This window comes from Syntrophorhabdaceae bacterium, assembly GCA_036504895.1.
In the GTDB taxonomy this organism is placed as follows: Bacteria; Desulfobacterota; Syntrophorhabdia; order Syntrophorhabdales; family Syntrophorhabdaceae; genus PNOM01.
In genome coordinates, this window is record DASXUJ010000108.1 from 1 (window position 1) to 19,340 (window position 19,340).

The following is a 19,340-nucleotide window of genomic DNA, read 5'->3' on the forward strand; positions in this document are numbered from 1 at the left end:
GTCGGCGAAGATCAGGTCCAGCACGTGGAGCTTTGCAGGGAGGTAGCCAGAAAGTTCAACAACAGGTTCGGCGTTCTTTTCCCGGAACCCCAGGTCATTCTCTCCATAGCGCCGAGAATCCTCGGTGTGGACGGGACCGGCAAGATGTCCAAATCCATGGGCAACTTCATCGCCATTTTAGAGGATGAAAAGGCCATATGGGAGAAGCTCCGCACCGCGGTCACCGATGTCAACAGGGTGAGGCGGAAGGACACGGGCAATCCTGATATCTGTAATATCTACACCATACACCGTGCCTTCTCATCGGATGAGGTCCGCCTGGAAGTGGATAAAGGCTGCCGTACTGCTGCCATAGGGTGCATCGACTGTAAGAAGATACTCTTCGAAAACATGATGAAAGAGCTTCGCCCCATACAGGATAAAGCGGCAACCCTCATGTCGGATACGGATTATATCAAGGACGTGATCAAGAAGGGTGCGGACGAGTGCCGCATTATCGCACGGCAAACCATGGAAGAGGTCCGTGAGGCGCTTGGACTGATGAAACCTTAGAGGCAGTCTCTAGTCGATAGTCTCTAGTCGATAGCAAAAAGGCAGTCGTAGAGGCAGTCGATAGCATGTAGTCTTTAGTAAATGCAAAGGCGGAAAAACAGAAGTTGTGGCTTATCTTGACTTTTTGGGTGGGCTAGCCTAATCTTTCTCAATGAAAAATCAATCTATCGGGATGTTCGACTCGGGTATAGGGGGACTTACGGTCCTTAAAGAGGTGAGGGAGCTTCTTCCCCGGGAGCATATCCTCTACCTTGGCGACACCGCCCGTCTTCCCTATGGCACCAAGTCGGCAGGCACGGTGACACGGTATGCCCTCGAATCGGCGATCTTCATGCTCACCAAGGGTGTGAAAATACTTGTCATCGCGTGCAATACCTCCTCCGCCGTGGCCCTGCCCATCCTTATGAAAAAGCTGCCCATCCCCGTACTCGGGGTGATCGACCCGGGCGCCCGGGAAGCGGTTCGGGCTACCAAAACAAAACGGGTGGGGGTGATCGGCACCAAGGCTACGGTGGCAAGCGGCGCCTACGAGAAGGCCATCGTGAAGCAGGACCCTGCGGTCACAGTGCTCTCGAAGCCGTGCCCCCTCTTTGTGCCTATAGTGGAAGAAGGTCTCGAGAACGACAAGGTCGCCGAGATCATGACCGCCAGGTACCTCGAAGGGATCGGGAAATCGGAGATCGATACCCTCGTCATGGGGTGCACCCATTATCCTATCCTTGAAAAGACGATCAAGAAGGTAATGGGGAAAGGCGTCACCGTCATCAACACGGGCAGGGAAACGGCAAAAGATGTGAAGCGGACCCTCGAGGCCCGGGGTATTCTTAATGCCTCCGGCAAAGGGGGCACCGAGTACTTCGTGACCGATTCCCCGGACACCTTCAAGGAGATAGGCGGCCGGTTCCTCGGCGAGGACATAGGACGGATCAGATTTCTCAAAAGCCTCGATTATAACGATTTCCTCCTCTCTTCATGATCGTCGATGTGGCGCTGCCCATCCCGGTGGCGAAAACTTTTTCCTATTACGTGCCTCCCCTGTGGAGGTCTCACCTCACGCTCCTTTCCCGGGTGATCGTGCCCTTCCGCACCAGGGTCCTCGCAGGCTTTGTCACCGCCTTGAGAGAAGGAGAGAAGGGGGCGCTCAAGGAAATCGAGGAGCCCGCCGACCTATTTCCCCTGGCTGACGGCGTCCTCAGCGAACTGACCGATTGGGCATCCCGTTACTATGTGACACCTCCGGGTCTTGTCCTTAAATATGTCCTTCCCCCTCACAAAGATGTGCAGAAATATCTCATTGTGGATATGGATGAGCGAAAGGGCATACCTCTCAAGAAAGCCATCTCGTCCATGGGAAGGAAACGGGTAATGGAGGGAGTGAAGGACAGAACCCTCATAATCCGGGACATTTTCACGAATGAGCCCTTTTTACCCGGTGAAGCGAAGATCGGCGGCGGCAAGGCCGAAGAGGGCACACTTTTTATAGGCGGCGCCGACGAACGACTTTTTCATTATATCTCCCTCATCTCCGCATGCATGGAAAAGAATGAGAACGTCCTCATGCTCCTGCCCGATTATCACGGCACAGGGGATTACTTTTCCCGTGCATTTAACGAAGCTTTTCCCGGAAAGGTTCTTTGGTACGGGACATCAATGAAGGGTAAAGAACGGATGGAGACATACTTCAGGAGCAGGAGGTCGGGAGGGTTTCTCATCCTGGGAAACAGGAGCTCCGTGTTTCTTCCCGTCCTCGATCTCGGACTTGTCATCGTGGAAAGACACGAGGAAGATTATTACAGGAACGAGGAAGACTTCAGGTTTAACGCCGCTCAGATCGCCGTGAAAAGGGCAGCCCTGGAAGGCGTCCCCGCGGTCCTGGGCAGCGCTTCACCGTCGGTGGATGTCTTCAGGGAGACGGAAGAGGGCCGGCTCCCTATAGCCCAAGGTGAATGGCCTCCCTCAACCCCCTTTTCCGAGGTCCTCATGGAGAAAAATATCGCCTCTTATGACGGTCTCCCGGAGGGCCTGATCGATGTGATGAGACCTATAATCGAGAAGGGCGGCAGGATCGCGCTCTATACACCCCGCAAAGATTACAGCAGCTCCATCCGGTGTGTTGACTGCAAGGCCCTTTTTACGTGCCCCTCCTGCGGGGGAATCACGGCTTATCAGAAATCGACCGACCGCCTGGTCTGTCCTTCCTGCGGCGGCAAATTCCCCTATGAGGAGAGATGCCCTCAATGCGGAAGCAGCCTTATACGCTTCTTCCGTGTGGGTGCGGAATACTTCGAGGAAAGGGTAAAGCTCCTCTTTCCCGAGATCCTTGTATCAAGAATTACGGGCGATACGTCGAAGAAAGAGAGGGCACAGGCCAGGAAGAAGGCGGACCAGTTCCCCTTTATTTTCGTAGGCACCCAGACCCTCTCCACCTTTTATGGGATGGACGTTGACATGCTGATCCTGGCGGGGTGGGAAGATCTTGCCAGGACCTCAGGATATAAAGCCCGGGAAAAGATGTTCCAGGTCCTCATGCACCTCCTCGATGCGTTAAATCCCCACGAACTCGTCTTCTGCATGGAACAAAAGAAACGTATCGATCCTGCCCTCTTTCTCGATACAATCGGATTCCTGAAGGATGAGACGGCGCGGCGGAAGACCGCAGAATTCCCTCCCTACACGAGATTTTTCCTGGTGGAGATCTCCAAGAAAGAGGAATCGGCCGGGATTAAGGCCTTAGCCCGGGTCAGGGAGGTCCTTGACACCCACGGATATCGAGGAGACGTGACCGGGCCCCTGTTTCAGAAAAGACAGCAGTATGAATGGAGGATGATCCTTACGGGCGACGGGGACGAACTCTACCGCTCCCTCCTCGGACTCTATGCAATCTCGGATGTCCATATAGAAGCCGATCCACCTTATTTATAATTTCGAGGGAATGAAGATATGAAAAAGGGGCCTGAAGAGGCCCCTTTTTTTATAGGGTTTCTACTTTTTTTCCGGGGCCGGTTTGGCTTCCGGTTTCGCTTCGGGTTTTGCCTCGGGTTTGGCTTCCGGTTTTGCTTCGGGTTTCGCCTCTGCCTTGGCTTCGTCCTTCTTCTCTACTTTGGGCTTCTTGGGGGCCTTCATGATCTTCATGCCCGTCATCTTGCCGCCCTTCTCCTCAAACTTGACCATTACTTTCTGGCCCGGTTTCAGGGCTTCCATCTTCATGCCCTTCGCATAGGTGGCCTCGGCGACATCGAGAGTCACTTCGCCTCTGGCATCCTTTACGGAGATCGTCTTACCCGCGGCATCGACTTTCGTGATCACGCCGGCAAAGGTTTTCTTGTCCACAGCCTTTGCGGGTTTTTCCGCTTTGACCGCCTTTTCGTCTGTTGCTTTTTTCTCGGGTGCCGCCGCAGCCTTATCAGGTGCCGCAGCCGGTTTATCCTGTGCGAAAACTGTTGATACAAATGCGACAGCGATCAACAGGGCCAAAACGATCATTACAGCTCTTTTCATGTTGGTACCTCCTGTTTTTTGTATTACGCCGGGCCTTCGACTCCCGGTATGTGTCCATCACCCCGCCCCACGGGGTCGAAAACACATTCCCGTCAGGCAGACCGGCATAACATCTTGAAAAATAAGCGTGCATTTGCGGTGCCAGAAATAATCTACAGGTAAGTACCCGATATCATTGATTTCGCCCATAAAGGCTGACTGCGATAGGTCGTTGATTCACGAATAAGCGGGCTATTTGGTCGTTAAACCAAGAATCTCGTCCTTCTCTTTCATTTTTTTCACTTTGAACCAGAGTTTGTCGTAGGACATGTTGAGGTACTTCGCGGCCAGGGAAATTTTGCCCTCTGCCTTGATAATTGCCTTTTTTATCAACTCTTTTTCTATGGCGTCGAGGTCGAGTCCGTCATCGGGGATCTCCAGCCTGTCGACCCCTTTCACCTCTTTTTCCCTTTTTACTTCTTTCGGCAGATGGTCGAGGCAGACTGCGTCCTCTTCGCCCATGATATAGGCCCTCTCAATCACCGATTCGAGCTGCCTCACGTTTCCCGGCCAATCGTATTTCATGAGCGCCCGAAGGGCATCCTCTTCCACGACTTTCTTTTTACCGTTCGCGTGATTCATTTTATTCAGGAAATGCTCGACCAGGAGGGGAACATCGGTGATCCGCTCCCGCAGCGGCGGAACCGTGAAGGCGATCACATTGAACCTGTAGTAAAGGTCTTCCCTGAAATTGCCCTTTTTTATCTCCTCTTCCAGGTTCTTGTTCGTGGCGGCAATGATCCTCACATCGAGCTTGATGGTCTCTTTCCCCCCGAGGCGCCTTACCTCCCGCTCCTGAATAACCCTCAGGAGCTTCGCCTGGGTGCTCGCCGAAAGATCGCCGATCTCATCGAGAAATAAGGTACTCCCCTGGGCCTGCTCGAACAAACCGGTCGAGCGCGACAAGGCGCCCGTGAACGCCCCCTTCTCATAGCCGAAAAGCTCGCTCTCCAGCAGGGTTTCAGGTATGGCCGCGCAATTGATGGCAAAAAAGGGCTTCTCCTTCCTTGGGCTGTTATAATGGATGCTCTTGGCAAACAGCTCTTTCCCCGTACCGCTCTCTCCATAGATGAGTACGGTGGAGGTGGTGGGCGCTGCCTTTCTCACGATCCGTGCGAGCTCTTCTATCTTGCCGTGAGCGCCGATGATATTTTCGAGGTGAAAACGGTCTTCAAGCTGGCTCTTGAGCATGATATTATCTTGCGCGAGTCTCGCCTGGTTCATCGCATTCTGTACCACGAGAAGGAGTTGGTCCTTTTCGAAGGGTTTTTCAAGATAGTAGAAGGCGCCCAGCTTCGTTGCCTCTATGGCGGAGGGTATGGAGCCGAAGGCGGTAATGATGATCACCGGGCTCGGTATGTTTCGCGATTTTACCTCTTTGAGAATTTCCGTCCCATCGATATCGGGGAGGCGGAGGTCCGTAAGTATCACATCGAAGACGCTCTCCTTGAGGAAGCCCAAGGCTTTCTGACCGCAATCGGCGGTTTCGACATAAAATCCTTCTTTGGCCAGAATGGTTTTAATGATCTCCCTCTGAAAGCGGTCATCTTCAACTACGAGGATCACACCTTTCTCATGCTTCATAATAGGGCACCGTTATTTTTATTGTCGTTCCCTTGCCAACTTCGCTTTCTATGATAATCCGGCCCTGATGGGCATCGACAAAACGTTTTGTGATGGCGAGGCCGAGCCCCATGCCATATTTTTTTGTTGAGTAATAGGGCTCGAAAATCTTATCCCTCTCCTCTTTGCCTATACCGGCGCCATTGTCCCTTACCAGGATATAGGAAAAGGGGTCTTCCCTGCCGCACTCTATTTCCACGACGCCCTTGTAATCCATGGCCTGGACGGAATTGAGGAGGAGGTTGAGAAGGCATATCCTCATATACTCCCTGTCGCAGCAGATGGGCAGGTCCCCTCCTTTGCAGAGGACCTTGATCTCGATGTCGTCTCCCACTTTATCTTTCACCAGGGAGATGGCCTCGTCAATAAGCGCCTCCGGCGATATACGTTGAATATTCAAGGTGATCGGCTTTCCCAGAAAGAGGAAATTGTGGATCAGCTCGTTTACCTTGTAAATCTCCTTCGTGAGATTGTCGAGAAGCTTGATTACCTCTTCCTTATCCTCCTGTCCTCCCTCGATAATCCATTCCTTGATATGACCGACGGAGAGGGAGAAAAAATTGAGGGGGTTTCTGATCTCATGGGCGATACCCGACGAAAGCTGTCCGATGAGAGAGAGTTGCTCCGTCTTTTTCAACTTCTCTTCGAGCTCCTTCCTCTCGCTCAGCCTGTCGACCATCTCGTTATAACTGTTGATGAGCACGCCGATCTCGTCCTTGCGCCCGGTATCGCGGATTTTGACCGGCTCGCCCTGAGCGATCCTCTTGCTCGCATCGGCGATCCGTTTAATCGGCTCCGTATACTTCTCCGCAATAAGGAGGCTGAAGATGATGCCGATGCTGAAGGCAAAGACCATGCTGAGGATGCGCTTCAGGTGGTTCTTCCGGTGGAGGAGTTTGTAATCGTCGAGTACCATGTTGATATGGATGTAGCCGATGCTCTGCCCCTTTATGGAGACGGGCATTATGATATTGTAGAGCTTCTGGGTCTCCTTGTTGTTCTCTTCTCCCAGACGGGCTGTTATGATGAGGTTTTTCCTTCTCCCCGGCCGTTTCTCCGGGATCTTCTGCTCCGTGCCGATCTTCTTGGGATCGGAGCTTGCGATAACCTGTGATTTGTCGCTTATGATCGATATCTCTTCTATGCCCTTTTTATTGAGCATATCCACGTAGCTCTTGAGCCTCTGATTGCCTTCGCCCCCGTATGACAGCTCTTCCACGCTGATCTGAATGGCCCTCGTAATGTCGTCGATGTTGTCCGTCACCTTCTCCATGATCTGTCCCTCGGTACGGGCATAGATGATGGTGAGGGAGCTCACGGAGACCACGAGAAGGAAAAGGAGTATGAGGAGGAGCTGCGTTCTGAGAGAGAGGCTCCTTATTACATCCTTTATGCCTTCCTGCAACTTTTTGAGGGAAAGAGGCATGGGCATCACGAAAGGGCTAACCGTTCTTTAATACGTGAAATTCTTTCCGTGACGGCCTCTCTCGAGATATGGGAAAAAATGTCCGTAAGAGGGGGACCGTGCTTCCTGCCGGTCAGGCTTATCCTGAGACACATGAAAAGATCGCGTTTTTTGAGACCCGTTCCGCTCTCCACCATTTTTAGTGCATCATCGAAGGAGGGAACCCCGTTTTTCATGGCCTCTTCCAGGGAGGCGATTATCATACCTGAAGACGGGACGCCGCCAAGGTAAGCCATGCTTTCATCGGTAATGGTCGAGCCCTCGAAGATATCCAGGTAATCCCGTATCTCCGCCAGGGTCCCGGCGTTCTCCTGGACGAGGGCGACCTTTTCCCTGCACGAATCAGGAAGGCCCATCTTTTCGAGGAGCTTTTCAGTGGAAGATCTCCTGATATGCTCCCTGTTGAACCAGCGGAGCTTCTCCATATCGAAGAGGGAATCGGACGGGGAAAGGGACCGGGGAGAAAAGGTCTCGATCAGCTCCTTTTCATCCATGATCTCTTTCTTTACGCTCCTGCCGATGACGGCCACATAGTTGACGAGCGCTTCCGGGAGAATACCCATTTCACGGAATTCCCTGATATGGGTTGCCCCGTGCCTCTTGCTGAGGGGCTTCTGATCAGCTCCGGTAAGCAGGGAATGGTGCCCGTAAAGAGGGGGCTCCTGTCCGAATGCTTGAAAGAGCATGATCTGTTTCGGCGTGTTCGACACGTGGTCCGCGCCCCTCATCACATGGGTGATGCCCATGAGCATGTCGTCGACGGTTACGGCGAAATTATAGGCAGGGGTCAATCCCTGCTTGAGGAGGATAAAGTCATCTACATGGTCGGCAGGGAAGAAGATCTCTCCATGGATAAGGTCCTTGACCCGAATTGCTCTCGCGGGGGCCCTGAAACGCACCACGTAAGGCATTCCCTCGCGCTCCCGCCGTGCAGCATCTTCCGCGGGCAGGTCCCTGCACGTCCCATCGTATTTGGGCGGAGATCCCCTGTGCAGGGCCTCTTCCCTCATCCGGTCGAGCCGCTCTTTCGAACAGAAGCACTTGTAGGCCAACCCCATTTTGAGCAGCACCGCCGCATGGGCCCGGTAAATCTCAGTTCTTTCGGATTGTGTGTAAGGGCCTTCGTCCCAGGTAAGGCCGAGCCAGGCAAGGTCATCGAGAAGAGCCCTCTCGAAGGCCGGGTCCGACCTCTCGATATCGGTATCTTCCACCCTGAGCACAAATGCACCTTTCTCCTTACGGGCAAAGAGGTAATTCACCAAGGCGGTCCTCATATTGCCCACGTGGAGATATCCCGTGGGGCTGGGTGCAAACCTGACTTTAACCATGGATACCTTTCGGACGGACTCCCCCGCAGTTTCTGTGAGATACACGGCTTGCCTTCATTTTTCCGCCTCTTCCAGGAGGGCGATGGCATGGACCTCGATGCCTTCCCGCCTGCCGGCGAAACCGAGGCCTTCGGTGGTCTTCCCTTTAATCCCTATGGCATCGCCGTTTAAATGGAGCAGCCGTGCCATAGTCTCTTTCATTTGTTCCCGGTGGGGGAATATCTTGGGCCTTTCAACGACCACGACGGCATCGATATTTATGATGCGGAAGCCTTTTTGCGCCACGAGCCCGCCCACATAGGAGAGAATTTCAGTACTCCTGATGCCTTCTATGCTCTCATCCGTATCGGGGAAATGGGTCCCTATGTCGCCCTCGCACATGGCGCCAAGGATGGCGTCACAGACCGCGTGGATAAGAACGTCGCCGTCCGAATGGCCCAAAAGCCCCATTTCAAAAGGAATCTGGATCCCGCCGAGAAAAAGGTCCCTTCCTTTCACCAGGCGATGGACATCATAGCCTATTCCCACCCTCACGAGCCACCCTTAAGCTGGGAGAGCATGCCCCTCGCTAAAATGAGATCCTCGGGCGTGGTGATCTTCATGTTATAGGGGGAGCCCTCGATGACTTTCACCTTTTTTCCCATAAGCTCGAGGAAAGTTGCATCGTCGTGGCCCATGGCTTTCTTTGCGATCCCGTCTTTATATGCTTTTGAAATAAGTTCGAATTTGAAGGTCTGGGGTGTCTGGACGGACCAGAGGGAGTCCCTCTCCAGGGTCTTCACCACAAATCCTTCTTTGGAGATGACCTTGATTGTTTCTTTTACGGGCAGAGCGGGGATAATGGCATCGAACATCTCCATGAGATAAATGCTCTTATCGATAAAGGCGGGAGAGACAAAGGGCCTCGCCCCATCGTGAATTACGACGATATCGCAAGGAGTATCTACTGCTTCGAGTCCGTTTTTCACCGAATCCTGTCTCAGTCTTCCGCCAATCACCGTTTTCAGAAGTTTGCTGAATTTATAAGTCTCCAGGATCTCTTCCTGGATCACGGCGAGGTCTTTCTGATTCACTACGAGATAGAAGCCGTCTATGCTCCTGCATTCCTCAAAAACCTGCATGGTATGCACAATGAGAGGCTTATTGTCGAGAAGGAGGAACTGTTTGTTCGTGGAAGCTCCCATCCTCTTGCCCGTACCGCCCGCGAGGATGATGCCGAGAGTCCTCATATATTTACCTCACTTGTTCTTCCAGATTAAATTCCGTGGGTACATAGAATTCTTTTTCTGCCTGTTCCTTAAGCTTTGCAAAGATCATCCTGCCGGAGGTGGTCTGGAGCACGCTGGTTACGACCACGTCTACGGATTTACCGAGCAGCTTCCTCGCCTCGTCGACTACCACCATAGTGCCGTCCTCAAGATAGCCGATGCCCTGGCCGTGCTCTTTGCCCTCCTTGAGAATTTTTATGCCCATCTGCTCACCGGGCAGGATGGGGGGCTTCATGGCAGTGGCAAGCTGGTTCATGTTAAGGACTTCCACGCCCTGCAGCTCGGCAACTTTATGGAGGTTATAGTCGTTGGTGACGATCTTTCCGTTCAGTTTCTTTGCCAGGGCGATGAGCTTCGTATCCACGTCCTGGAGCTTCGGGAAATCATAATCCACGATTCTTACCTTTACCAGCGTCTGTTTCTGGAGCCGGTGGAGCACTTCGAGGCCTCTCCTTCCTCTCGTCCTCCTCACCGGGTCCTGATGGTCGGCGATATGCTGCAGCTCATAAAGAACGAATTGGGGAATGATAAAGGCCCCTTCGATGAAACCCGTCTCGCACACGTCGCCGATCCGTCCGTCTATTATGATGCTTGTGTCCAGGATCTTGACGTTCTCCGTGCCCTCGATCCTGTCAAATAATGGAACCTTGGAGAGATCGATGGTCTGGCTCTTTTTTTCGCCGATACGGAATCCCAGATACCCCATGACCACATAGAGGAGGATATAGATCGGCAGGGATATGGGGACGTCCTTCATGATGGTGAGGAGGAGCCGGGCCACGAAAAGGTTCGCCACCAGCAGGCTTATGGTGAGTCCCGCGAGACTTCCTATAATGATCTTCAATGGAATATCTTTGAGTTTTTCTTCGAGTTTAAGGACGACGTAGCCGACGGCAAGGCCGCAGATCGCGCCAATCAATCCGATCAGGCTGGTGGTAAACATTTCCTTGAAAATGAAATAACCGGTGACCGTGGTGACCGCGACTAAAATGATCTGGACCAGTATGCTCAAAATAAGAAGACTCCTAGACTTTGTAGTTTTCCAGAAAGATCCCCTCTATTTCTTCTTCTATTGCCTCTTCCTCCTTGTTCAGGGCGATTGAAAGCTCTTTCTTTATCAGGTTGCGCGCAATCTCGAACATCTTCTTTTCGCCGAAAGAAAGCTCTTTCCAGACCCTGAGGCTATAGAGCTCCTTCAATACCATGGCTACCTCGAATATGGAGCCGCTCTTTATCCGCTCCATATATTCTTTGTACCGCCTGTTCCACGGGGCGTTGTCATGGACCACGTTCTTGTCTTTCAGGATATCGAAGACCCGTGTAACCTCGCAGGATTCGATGACACAGCGGAGACCCGTATGACCTGCATGATCAACCGGAATCATTATGGTCATATCTGTGTCGAGGATACGCATGATATAGAAAGATTGCTTCGTGCCCGAGAATTCCTTCTCCTCGATGGACGCGATCTTTCCGACCCCATGACCTGGATATACAGCCACTTCACCGACCTTGAACATTCTACCTCCAATCATCTTGTACCTGTTGTTCCCTTTTCTTTTTTGACTCCTTATTTTACCACGTTAGCCAAAAATATTCAATGGATTAGCCTCGATGGCTCCCCTGCCCTTTTTTGCACAAGGCCTCCAAAGCCTCACTTATTCACGCTACTGCAGGGGGATAAGGCGCTCCGGCGCCGTGCTTTCAGCCGGACTATCGGAAGAAATAAACCGGCCGGCACGTTGTCACCCGAGATCACCTGTCTTTTTATTATATGAGGATATATATTTGTATAGCGCCATCAAAGGCACATCTTGTTGGCAGGAGGAGTGATTATGGCACAATTTGTATTCGACGAGGACCATACGGCCGCTCTTTTTTCGATTCGCCACATGATGGTGACCTGGGTCCACGGGCAGTTTACCCGGGTAAAAGGGACCCTTCGGTTCGATCCCGCCCGGTTAACGGAGCTGTCGGTGGAGGCTGAGATCGACGTGACAAGCATCTTTACGGGCGTAGAGAGAAGGGATGAGGATCTGAAGAGCGCAAACTACTTCGATGCGGCGACCTTCCCCGCCATCACCTTTAAAAGCTCGGCAGCGGAAGCCGTGGGTCTCGACCGGTGCCTGGTCCATGGCGACCTGACCGTTCACGGCGTCACCCGCCGGATTACCCTCGACGTAACCTTCGCCGGTCCCTCCCGCTTCCAGGATGACGACAGGCTCTACACTACTTTCGGATTCCAGGCTACCACACGGGTCAACCGGGAAGACTTCGGCATGACCAAAAGCATGGACCTCGAAAATGGCGGATTCATGGTAGGAAAGCATGCCTATCTCACCATCAATGCGGAAGCCGACCTCGTCGAGTGAACGGTTCCGGGACGGCGACCGTATAGCCCACGCTCTTGATTTTTTTGCTCAAAAGCTTTAACCTTCTTAGGTTTTGCACCGGATACCCCTATGCTAATAGAAAAACTGATTACCTCCATTGCCAGAAAGAAGAACTCCGATTATCTCCGGTTCAGCGCCTCTTCCGCTTCCGTGCCCCGGGCGCCCAATGACCTGCCGAGACTCGTCTACGTCCATATCCCTTTCTGCGAGGAGCTTTGCCCTTACTGCTCCTTCAACAGGATAGTATTCAGGGAGCCCCTCGCGAGGTCTTATTTCAAGGCATTGAGAAAAGAGGTCCTCATGTACAGGGACTTGGGGTACGAATTTTCCTCCCTTTATGTGGGCGGAGGAACCCCGACCGTACTCGTGGATGAGCTGGCGGAGACCATCGACCTCATTAAGAAAAGTTTTCCCGTGAAGGAGGTGTCGGTCGAGACAAACCCCAACCACCTCACCGATGAAAATATTGCCCTCCTTCAGGCTGCGGGCGTGCACCGGCTTTCCGTGGGAGTCCAAAGTTTCGACGACGGAATCCTGAAGGCTACCGAGCGCTACCATAAGTACGGAAGCGGCGAGATGATCGCTGAGCGGCTCCAATATACCCAGGGGAAATTCCAGACTCTCAATATAGATATGATATTCAATTTTCCCGCCCAGTCCATGGCGATCCTGGAAAAAGACCTTTCCACCCTCGTGGGCCTCGGCGTTGACCAGATCACCTATTATCCCCTCATGGTCTCCACCTTTACTCAGGCAGCCATGAACAAGAAGCTGGGCATCGTCAATTACGAGCGGGGAGGCGCGCTCTACGAGAAGATCGTGGAGATGCTGACCCCGACCTATGAGGCGACGACGGCGTGGTGTTTTTCCCGCCACAAAGGCATGATCGACGAGTATGTCATCAATTTCGAGGAATATGCGGGTCTTGGGAGCGGGTCGATCGGCTATCTCGGGGGAAGCGTCTATGCGAATACCTTCGACATCGAGGAGTACGTAAAGAAGCTCGGCCGGGGCGAGCCGCCTGTGACGGCGAGGCGCGATTTTTCGATGAAGGAACGACTCAGATATGATTTCCTGATGAAGCTCTTCGGCCTTAAGCTCGATATCAAGGAATTAGGCAAAAAAACAGGGGTCAATCCCTTGCGGTACCTCTGGACGGAGATACTCTTTTTCATGCTCGCGGGGGGGCTCAAGAAACAAGGCTCCTGCCTCACCCTCACCAGGAAAGGGCAGTACTACTGGGTGCTCATGATGCGCGAGTTCTTTATCGGCGTCAATAATTTCAGGGATTATTGCCGACGGGAGCTCATGACCGGCCCCAAATAATCCCCTCAATTCATGATGAGCTTAAGATAATCTTTCCTGCGGGCTCCGCCACAAACCTGCCTATAATACGGTACTCGAGCCCCTTATCCGATGCGATTGATTCGAATCGTTCCTTATCGTCCGGATTGATCGCCATGAGCAGCCCCCCCGAAGTCTGAGGGTCGAAGATGATGTCCCTGATAAAGCCTTCGGAATTACCCTCCACATGGATCCCGTAAAAATCCTTATTCCGGTAGAGTCCTGCCGGGAGCATGCCCATGGAAGCCAGCTCTTTCGCTTCCTCGAAATAGGGAAGGCGGTCCGCGAAAAGCTCCACCCCCAGGCTCTCTTTGATCATCTCCTTGAGATGGCCCGCGAGCCCGAATCCCGTGACGTCCGTTGCCGCGTGGGTCCTGACGGAGAGCATGGCCTCCGAGGCTTTATTATTGAGCCTCGCCATAACCTCGACGAGTCTCGCCACCGCGGCCTCGTCGAGCATGTCGGCCTTCATGGCCGTATTAAGTATGCCGGTGCCGAGAGGCTTGGTGACCACCAGAATATCACCCGGCACGGCGCCTTCGTTGAGTATCACCTTATCGGGATGGACCGTGCCTGTTACGGCGACTCCGTACTTCGTCTCCGTATCATCCACGCTGTGACCGCCGAGAAGGCTTACCCCCGCTTCCCGCATCTTGTCGGCCCCGCCCCTCAGGATCTCCTTGAGCACGTCTTTTCCGAACTGCTGAAGAGAAAAGCAGACGATGTTGAGCCCGGTCCTCGGGACCGCACCCATGGCGTATATGTCGCTCATCGAATTTGCCGCGGCGATCTGGCCGAAGGAATAGGGATCATTGACGATGGGGGTAAAGAAATCAACGGTCTGGACGATGGCCACCTCGTCGGTGATTTTATAGACCCCCGCGTCTTCAAAGCCTTCGATGCCCACAATGACGTTTTCATCCGCAGGTATTTCCACGCCGCACAGAATGTCGGTTAGGTCGCCCGGACCTATTTTCGACGCTCAGCCGGCTCCTCTGACAAATTTCGTAAGTTCTACAGTCACCTGTCTCTCTCCTCCAGTTTGAAACCCGGTCCACAGGCGTCAATACCCTCCACGAACGTGTCGGGTGCCGGTTTTAACCGAGATCTATATCGTCGAGCCTCTGAATGCCCGCGTAGTAGCAGCAGTTCCCGCTCTTGAAATCATTGTCGAAGACCCGGACCTTCCCATCCTGGAATACAATCCGGACATAACAGAAGCCCCCGGGAACGGTTGAGCTTCTTTCCTCGGTCACCACACCCATGCCCCACCTCGTGAACCTCTTGTGGATTACCCGGTCTCCCACGCCCAAATAAAGGGAGTACTCTTTCTTCATATTCAATTTTAACCCATGTCTCAGGTCCACTTCAAGGCCGCCTCCGGGAGACAGTCCGGAGACCGGAAGGACGATTACGGCTTTGCCTGATCGCCCAGGCGCTCCCGGCACCACGATTCGTATGAAGCGGCGATCTCGAGGTATTCGCCCACTTGAACGGGGGGTATATTGATCTTCTTAAGCGATTCGCCGTCGATCCTGCCTTCCAGGGCCAGCCCTTGTCCCATCTCCTCTATGAGGCGCAGATGGCCGGCGAGCAAATCGGGCTGGATCTGAAGGGCAATGGAGCCCGGGATACAGACCTCGCCTATGGGCTCGGCGCCGAAATTGGCCGCTCCTGCCCTGAAGGTGGCAATGAGGGGATCGAAGGTGGCGGTCTCGGGGAAGCCGCTCGTGGAGACGAGGAGGAACCTCCCCGGCATTCTCCAGTTGAAGGGATGGCGTATCCTGCCCGTCTTGTCCCGTACGAGGAAAGGCTGGAGGCAGGCCACGGACCTGTCTATGACCGCTTTCATCTGAGAGCTCATGCTGTCAACATAGACGGGAGTGCCTATGACGAGAATATCGGATGTCTTGAGGGCCCCGTAGATCTCCTCCATATCGTCTTTAATCGCACATACCCCTGGCGTTTTATGCATGCACGCCAGGCATCCGATGCAGGACGCGATCTTCATGGAGCAGACGGAAAACTGCCGCACCTGCCCATTGCCCGCGGATATTCCGGCCGCGAGAGCCGCGAGGAGCTTATTGGTCACGCTCTTCGGTCCCCTGGGGCTTCCGCTCAGGATCAATACGTTCATTCTTTCCTCCCCGGCAGTGTCCGCCTCTTCTCCCGGCCGGGCGACTTCTCCCGCGGGGCCTTGCCGTAACTATACTATACCTCAACTCGGCTTAGCCGGAAAACAGATTTTATCGTGCCCCCAGGGGTCTCGTTTTCTCCCCGGCTTACGGATAACGCGGATCAGGAGGTGCGGGTTGACGCTATTTTCTCATGTGCTTATATTGTGGGCCAAGATCCAAATAGGATTTTAGGAGGTTCTTATGAAAGCATTGGTTTTCGAAGGAATAGGGAGCATAGGGATTCAAAACGTGCCTGACCCAGAAATCAAAGAGCCCACCGACGCGATCGTGCGGCTCACGGCTTCGGCCATCTGCGGGACTGACCTTCACATGATAAGGGGAACCATGGGCCACATGAGACCAGGGACGATCCTCGGTCACGAAGGGGTCGGCACCGTCGAGGAAGTAGGTTCCGCGGTGAGAAACCTGAGGATAGGCGACCGGGTCATCATACCGTCGACCATCGCCTGCGGCTACTGCTCTTACTGCCGTAAAGGCTACTATTCGCAATGTGACAATGCGAACCCGAAGGGCAAGCTGGCGGGGACGGCATTTTTCGGCGGGCCCGAAGAATCCGGTTCTTTCGACGGGCTGCAGGCCGAGTATGCCCGCATACCCTTTGCAAATGTGGGACCCGTGGCGGTCCACAACCATGTGGACGATGACAAGGCGATCATGCTATCAGATATCTTCCCCACCGGTTATTTCGGCGCCGATATGGCCGAGATAAAACCGGGCGATACGGTCGCGGTCTTCGGCTGTGGTCCCGTAGGCCAATTCGCGATCGCGAGCGCCATGATGATGGACGCGGGAATGGTATTTGCCGTGGACCACATTCCTTCGAGGCTCGAAATGGCCCAGGCCCAGGGAGCGGAAATTATCAATTTCGAGAAGGAGGACCCGGTCATGCTAATCAGGGCGCTTACCGGAGGAATCGGCGTTGACAGGGCAATCGACGCGGTGGGCGTCGATGCGCAGATGCCCCACCATGGACCCGCAGCCTCCATTTCCAAGAAAGATAAATCGGAGTTCAAGCGGGAACTCCAGGAGATCGCACCCGAAACCCATCCTCAGGGATCGGCATGGCAGCCGGGCGACGCCCCCTCCCTTGCCCTCACCTGGGCAGTCGAGGCCCTCGCCAAGGCAGGCACCCTTTCCATCATCGGCGTCTACCCCCAGACGCTCAGGGTCTTTCCGACCGGCGAGGCCATGAATAAGAACCTGACCATCAACATGGGAAACTGTAACCACCGCAAGTACATCCCCAAGCTCCTCGAATTGGTCCAGACCGGCAGTATCGACCCTTCGAAAATACTCACTCATGTGGAGCCCCTCTCATCCGCCACCACCGCCTATAAGAATTTCGATACCCGTGAAGATGGCTGGGTCAAGGTAGAACTGCAGCCAGGGTCATAGCACCCGAAGGAGGACCCTATGAAAGCAGTATGTTGGTACGGTAAAAGCGACATCCGGGTCAATACGGTGCCCGATCCCACAATACAGGACCCCAAAGATGTTATTGTGAAAATCACCTTGACGGCAATATGCGGTTCCGACCTGCATCTGTACGACGGTTTCATGCCCACCATGGAGAAAGGGGATGTGATCGGCCATGAGCCGATGGGTGAAGTAGTCGAGGTGGGAAGCGCGGTCACGCACCTCAAGGCAGGCGACCGGGTGGTGGTGCCCTTCACCATTTCCTGCGGGGAGTGTTTCTTCTGCCGGAAAGGCCTGTTCAGCTTGTGCGACAACTCGAACCCCAATGCGGAGACCGCACGCAAGGCCATGGGCGAATCTCCCGCGGGGTTACTCGGTTATTCCCATATGCTGGGTGGCTTCCCGGGAGGCCAGGCGGAGTACCTGCGCGTCCCCTATGCCGATGTGGGACCGATAAAGATCCCCGATGGCATATCGGACAGGAAGGTCCTCTTCCTCTCCGATATCCTGCCCACCGCCTATATGGCCGCGGAGAACGCCCAGATAGAAGAGGGTGATACAGTGGCAGTCTGGGGATGCGGCCCCGTGGGACAACTCACCATCAAGAGCGCCTGGATGTTCGGCGCCGGCAGGGTAATCGCCATCGACCGCGTGCCGGAGCGCCTTGCCATGGCAGAGGAACACGGGCGGGCGCAAACGATTGATTTCGAGAACACCGATGTATATCAAACCCTGATGGAGATGACAAAGGGGCGCGGACCCGACCGGTGCATCGATGCGGTGGGAACGGAGGCCCATGCACGGGGAAGTATAGGGGCCATATACGATAAGGTGAAGTCGGCGGTATATATGGAGACCGACCGCCCCGATGTCCTGAGGGAGGCGATTATGTGCTGCCGGAAGGGAGGCACCCTTTCCGTCCCCGGCGTCTATGTCGGAGTAGCCGATAAAATACCTTTGGGCGCAATGATGAACAAGGGCCTTACCATCAAGACCGGACAGACGCATGTGCAGAAGTATATGGGGCCTCTGCTGGAAAGGATAGAGAGGGACGAAATAGACCCCTCCTTCATAATCACCCACCAGTTGCCGTTGGAGGATGCGCCGCAAGCCTATAAGATGTTCCGTGACAAAACGGAGCATTGCATCAAGGTAGTGCTGAGGCCTGGTGCATGATTCTTTAGAAGCGGATTTAGTCGCGGGTCAATGAAAATGGAGGATGGCGCAGGCGCCGCCCGGCCCTTTCAGGACGGGCGGCGCCTGTTTTCTTAACCTATCGTGGCGTGCCTTTCGTGGGGCTCCTTTATCCAGGAGGTGGTCTGAAAATTCACCTGCTTATCGGACTGGAAATCTTTTGCCATGTTCCGGGATTCGATCTGATCGATTATGTCGTGGGCCTTGGGGAAAAGCTGCATTTCCTCCTCCTCTATATGATGCTCCACTGACTGCTGCAGCTGGTTAACCATGGACATCCACTCCTTCTGAGCAAGGGGAATATTTTCCATGTCCTTCAAAATCCGCTTTGCTTCGCTATGCTCTTCGTATGCTTCGCGTACCAGATCCCTGGTCCCCGGGTTCTCCTGGAGCTTGGCATAGAAGAGCTGCTCCTCCCCTTCCATGTGAAGGGAGAGGTTCTCGGCCAGCTCGGAGAACAGGGCGTCCTTCCCGTGAGCCGCAATTTTGATCTTCTGAAACAGGAGTTTCACCTCATTATGCTCCTTCTTGAGTAAGGTGAAGATATCGTTGGAAGGCGTCGGCAGGCCGTAATATTCAGCCGCACGGACTTTATCGGTCCGCTCGCCGAAGGTGAGGTCCAATCTGTAGTCTTCGCCGAATTTCTCCGTGTGCTGCTCGATCACCTCCTCGCTCGGCACCCATCCACCGTTTACCATGTTCTGATAGGTGAAATAGCGGTAGTTTTTATCCACCTGCTCCACCGGCTTGAAATCCATCCCCACTGCCGTCAGGTTCACCTGGCTCTCCAGGATGTCTCTTACGTATTTGATGTTCGGCTCGAAGACGATGGGGGCAGGCAGGCGCTTCGGCAGGAGCTCCTGGGCATCCTTTTTCGTGTACCTTCCCATGAGCTCCACGGCGTTCCTCAGGTGTCCGAGCTCCATATCCAGGTGGAGCTCCCATATTTTTCTGATCCTGGGGTCGAGCTCCTTTTCCATAAAGGAGTGGTAGAGGTAGCACTCGTTATACTCGTGGACGAC

At 53.9% G+C, this 19,340-nt stretch carries 19 protein-coding genes; 7 read left to right on the plus strand and 12 right to left on the minus strand.

Translation table 11 applies throughout. From position 1 onward, the window contains the following. The 3 genes from VGJ94_15455 to VGJ94_15465 form a co-directional block, all read left to right on the plus strand. Positions 1 to 552: hypothetical protein (locus tag VGJ94_15455; protein HEY3278014.1), on the plus strand; the 552-nt coding region annotated here is incomplete at its 5' end. 151 nt (positions 553 to 703) lie between these two features. Next, the gene (gene murI / locus VGJ94_15460; GenBank protein HEY3278015.1) at positions 704 to 1,528 is read left to right on the plus strand and encodes a glutamate racemase; all 825 of its coding nucleotides are present in this window, start codon (positions 704 to 706) and stop codon (positions 1,526 to 1,528) included. Beyond that, positions 1,525 to 3,474, plus strand: a complete 1,950-nt coding sequence (locus tag VGJ94_15465) for a zinc-ribbon domain-containing protein (protein HEY3278016.1) — start codon at positions 1,525 to 1,527, stop codon at positions 3,472 to 3,474. The genes murI and VGJ94_15465 overlap by 4 nt, the downstream gene beginning before the upstream one ends. A 60-nt stretch (positions 3,475 to 3,534) precedes the next feature. Here VGJ94_15465 and VGJ94_15470 read toward each other — a convergent pair whose 3' ends face one another. The 8 genes from VGJ94_15470 to VGJ94_15505 form a co-directional block, all read right to left on the minus strand. Next, the gene (locus VGJ94_15470; GenBank protein HEY3278017.1) at positions 3,535 to 4,050 is read right to left on the minus strand and encodes a hypothetical protein; all 516 of its coding nucleotides are present in this window, start codon (positions 4,048 to 4,050) and stop codon (positions 3,535 to 3,537) included. A 231-nt stretch (positions 4,051 to 4,281) separates the two neighbouring features. Beyond that, positions 4,282 to 5,673: a sigma-54 dependent transcriptional regulator gene (locus VGJ94_15475; GenBank protein ID HEY3278018.1), complete on the minus strand. Its 1,392-nt coding sequence runs from the start codon at positions 5,671 to 5,673 to the stop codon at positions 4,282 to 4,284. Next, entirely contained in the window at positions 5,663 to 7,138 is a 1,476-nt protein-coding gene (locus tag VGJ94_15480; GenBank protein ID HEY3278019.1) for an ATP-binding protein, read from the minus strand. The genes VGJ94_15475 and VGJ94_15480 overlap by 11 nt, the downstream gene beginning before the upstream one ends. Before the next feature lie 5 nt (positions 7,139 to 7,143). Further along, positions 7,144 to 8,505 carry a glutamate--tRNA ligase gene (gltX, locus tag VGJ94_15485; protein ID HEY3278020.1) on the minus strand — a complete coding sequence of 454 codons (1,362 nt, stop codon included), beginning with the start codon at positions 8,503 to 8,505 and terminating at the stop codon, positions 7,144 to 7,146. Positions 8,506 to 8,559: 54 nt separating this feature from the next. Continuing rightward, entirely contained in the window at positions 8,560 to 9,039 is a 480-nt protein-coding gene (gene ispF / locus VGJ94_15490; protein ID HEY3278021.1) for a 2-C-methyl-D-erythritol 2,4-cyclodiphosphate synthase, read from the minus strand. Then, the gene (ispD, locus tag VGJ94_15495; GenBank protein ID HEY3278022.1) at positions 9,036 to 9,734 is read right to left on the minus strand and encodes a 2-C-methyl-D-erythritol 4-phosphate cytidylyltransferase; all 699 of its coding nucleotides are present in this window, start codon (positions 9,732 to 9,734) and stop codon (positions 9,036 to 9,038) included. The genes ispF and ispD overlap by 4 nt, the downstream gene beginning before the upstream one ends. A 4-nt stretch (positions 9,735 to 9,738) precedes the next feature. After that, complete coding sequence (locus tag VGJ94_15500; GenBank protein ID HEY3278023.1) at positions 9,739 to 10,785, minus strand: PIN domain-containing protein; 1,047 nt, start codon at positions 10,783 to 10,785, stop codon at positions 9,739 to 9,741. 13 nt (positions 10,786 to 10,798) lie between these two features. Next, positions 10,799 to 11,293 carry a CarD family transcriptional regulator gene (locus VGJ94_15505; protein ID HEY3278024.1) on the minus strand — a complete coding sequence of 165 codons (495 nt, stop codon included), beginning with the start codon at positions 11,291 to 11,293 and terminating at the stop codon, positions 10,799 to 10,801. 315 nt (positions 11,294 to 11,608) lie between these two features. On the opposite strand from VGJ94_15505, the gene VGJ94_15510 reads away from it, so the two are divergent. Further along, positions 11,609 to 12,145, plus strand: coding sequence for a YceI family protein (locus VGJ94_15510; GenBank protein ID HEY3278025.1), 537 nt, complete (start codon positions 11,609 to 11,611; stop codon positions 12,143 to 12,145). A gap of 90 nt (positions 12,146 to 12,235) precedes the next feature. Then, complete coding sequence (locus tag VGJ94_15515; GenBank protein ID HEY3278026.1) at positions 12,236 to 13,492, plus strand: coproporphyrinogen III oxidase family protein; 1,257 nt, start codon at positions 12,236 to 12,238, stop codon at positions 13,490 to 13,492. 10 nt (positions 13,493 to 13,502) lie between these two features. On the opposite strand, the gene selD is transcribed toward VGJ94_15515, so the two are convergent. From selD to VGJ94_15530, 3 genes are all read right to left on the minus strand, one after another. Further along, complete coding sequence (selD, locus tag VGJ94_15520; GenBank protein HEY3278027.1) at positions 13,503 to 14,534, minus strand: selenide, water dikinase SelD; 1,032 nt, start codon at positions 14,532 to 14,534, stop codon at positions 13,503 to 13,505. A 73-nt stretch (positions 14,535 to 14,607) separates the two neighbouring features. After that, positions 14,608 to 14,877 carry a hypothetical protein gene (locus VGJ94_15525; GenBank protein HEY3278028.1) on the minus strand — a complete coding sequence of 90 codons (270 nt, stop codon included), beginning with the start codon at positions 14,875 to 14,877 and terminating at the stop codon, positions 14,608 to 14,610. A 44-nt stretch (positions 14,878 to 14,921) separates the two neighbouring features. After that, a complete protein-coding gene (locus tag VGJ94_15530; protein ID HEY3278029.1) occupies positions 14,922 to 15,647 on the minus strand; it encodes a flavodoxin family protein in 726 nt (241 codons plus the stop codon). A 241-nt stretch (positions 15,648 to 15,888) separates the two neighbouring features. Between VGJ94_15530 and VGJ94_15535 the strand changes: the two genes are divergently transcribed. Further along, on the plus strand, positions 15,889 to 17,103 hold the full coding sequence (locus VGJ94_15535) for a zinc-dependent alcohol dehydrogenase (GenBank protein ID HEY3278030.1): 1,215 nt from the start codon (positions 15,889 to 15,891) through the stop codon (positions 17,101 to 17,103). 18 nt (positions 17,104 to 17,121) lie between these two features. Then, entirely contained in the window at positions 17,122 to 18,300 is a 1,179-nt protein-coding gene (locus VGJ94_15540) for a zinc-dependent alcohol dehydrogenase (protein HEY3278031.1), read from the plus strand. Between the two features lie 92 nt (positions 18,301 to 18,392). Here the strand turns inward: VGJ94_15540 and VGJ94_15545 are convergent. Beyond that, positions 18,393 to 19,340 (minus strand): hemerythrin domain-containing protein (locus VGJ94_15545; protein ID HEY3278032.1); only part of this gene is annotated, 948 nt, incomplete at its 5' end.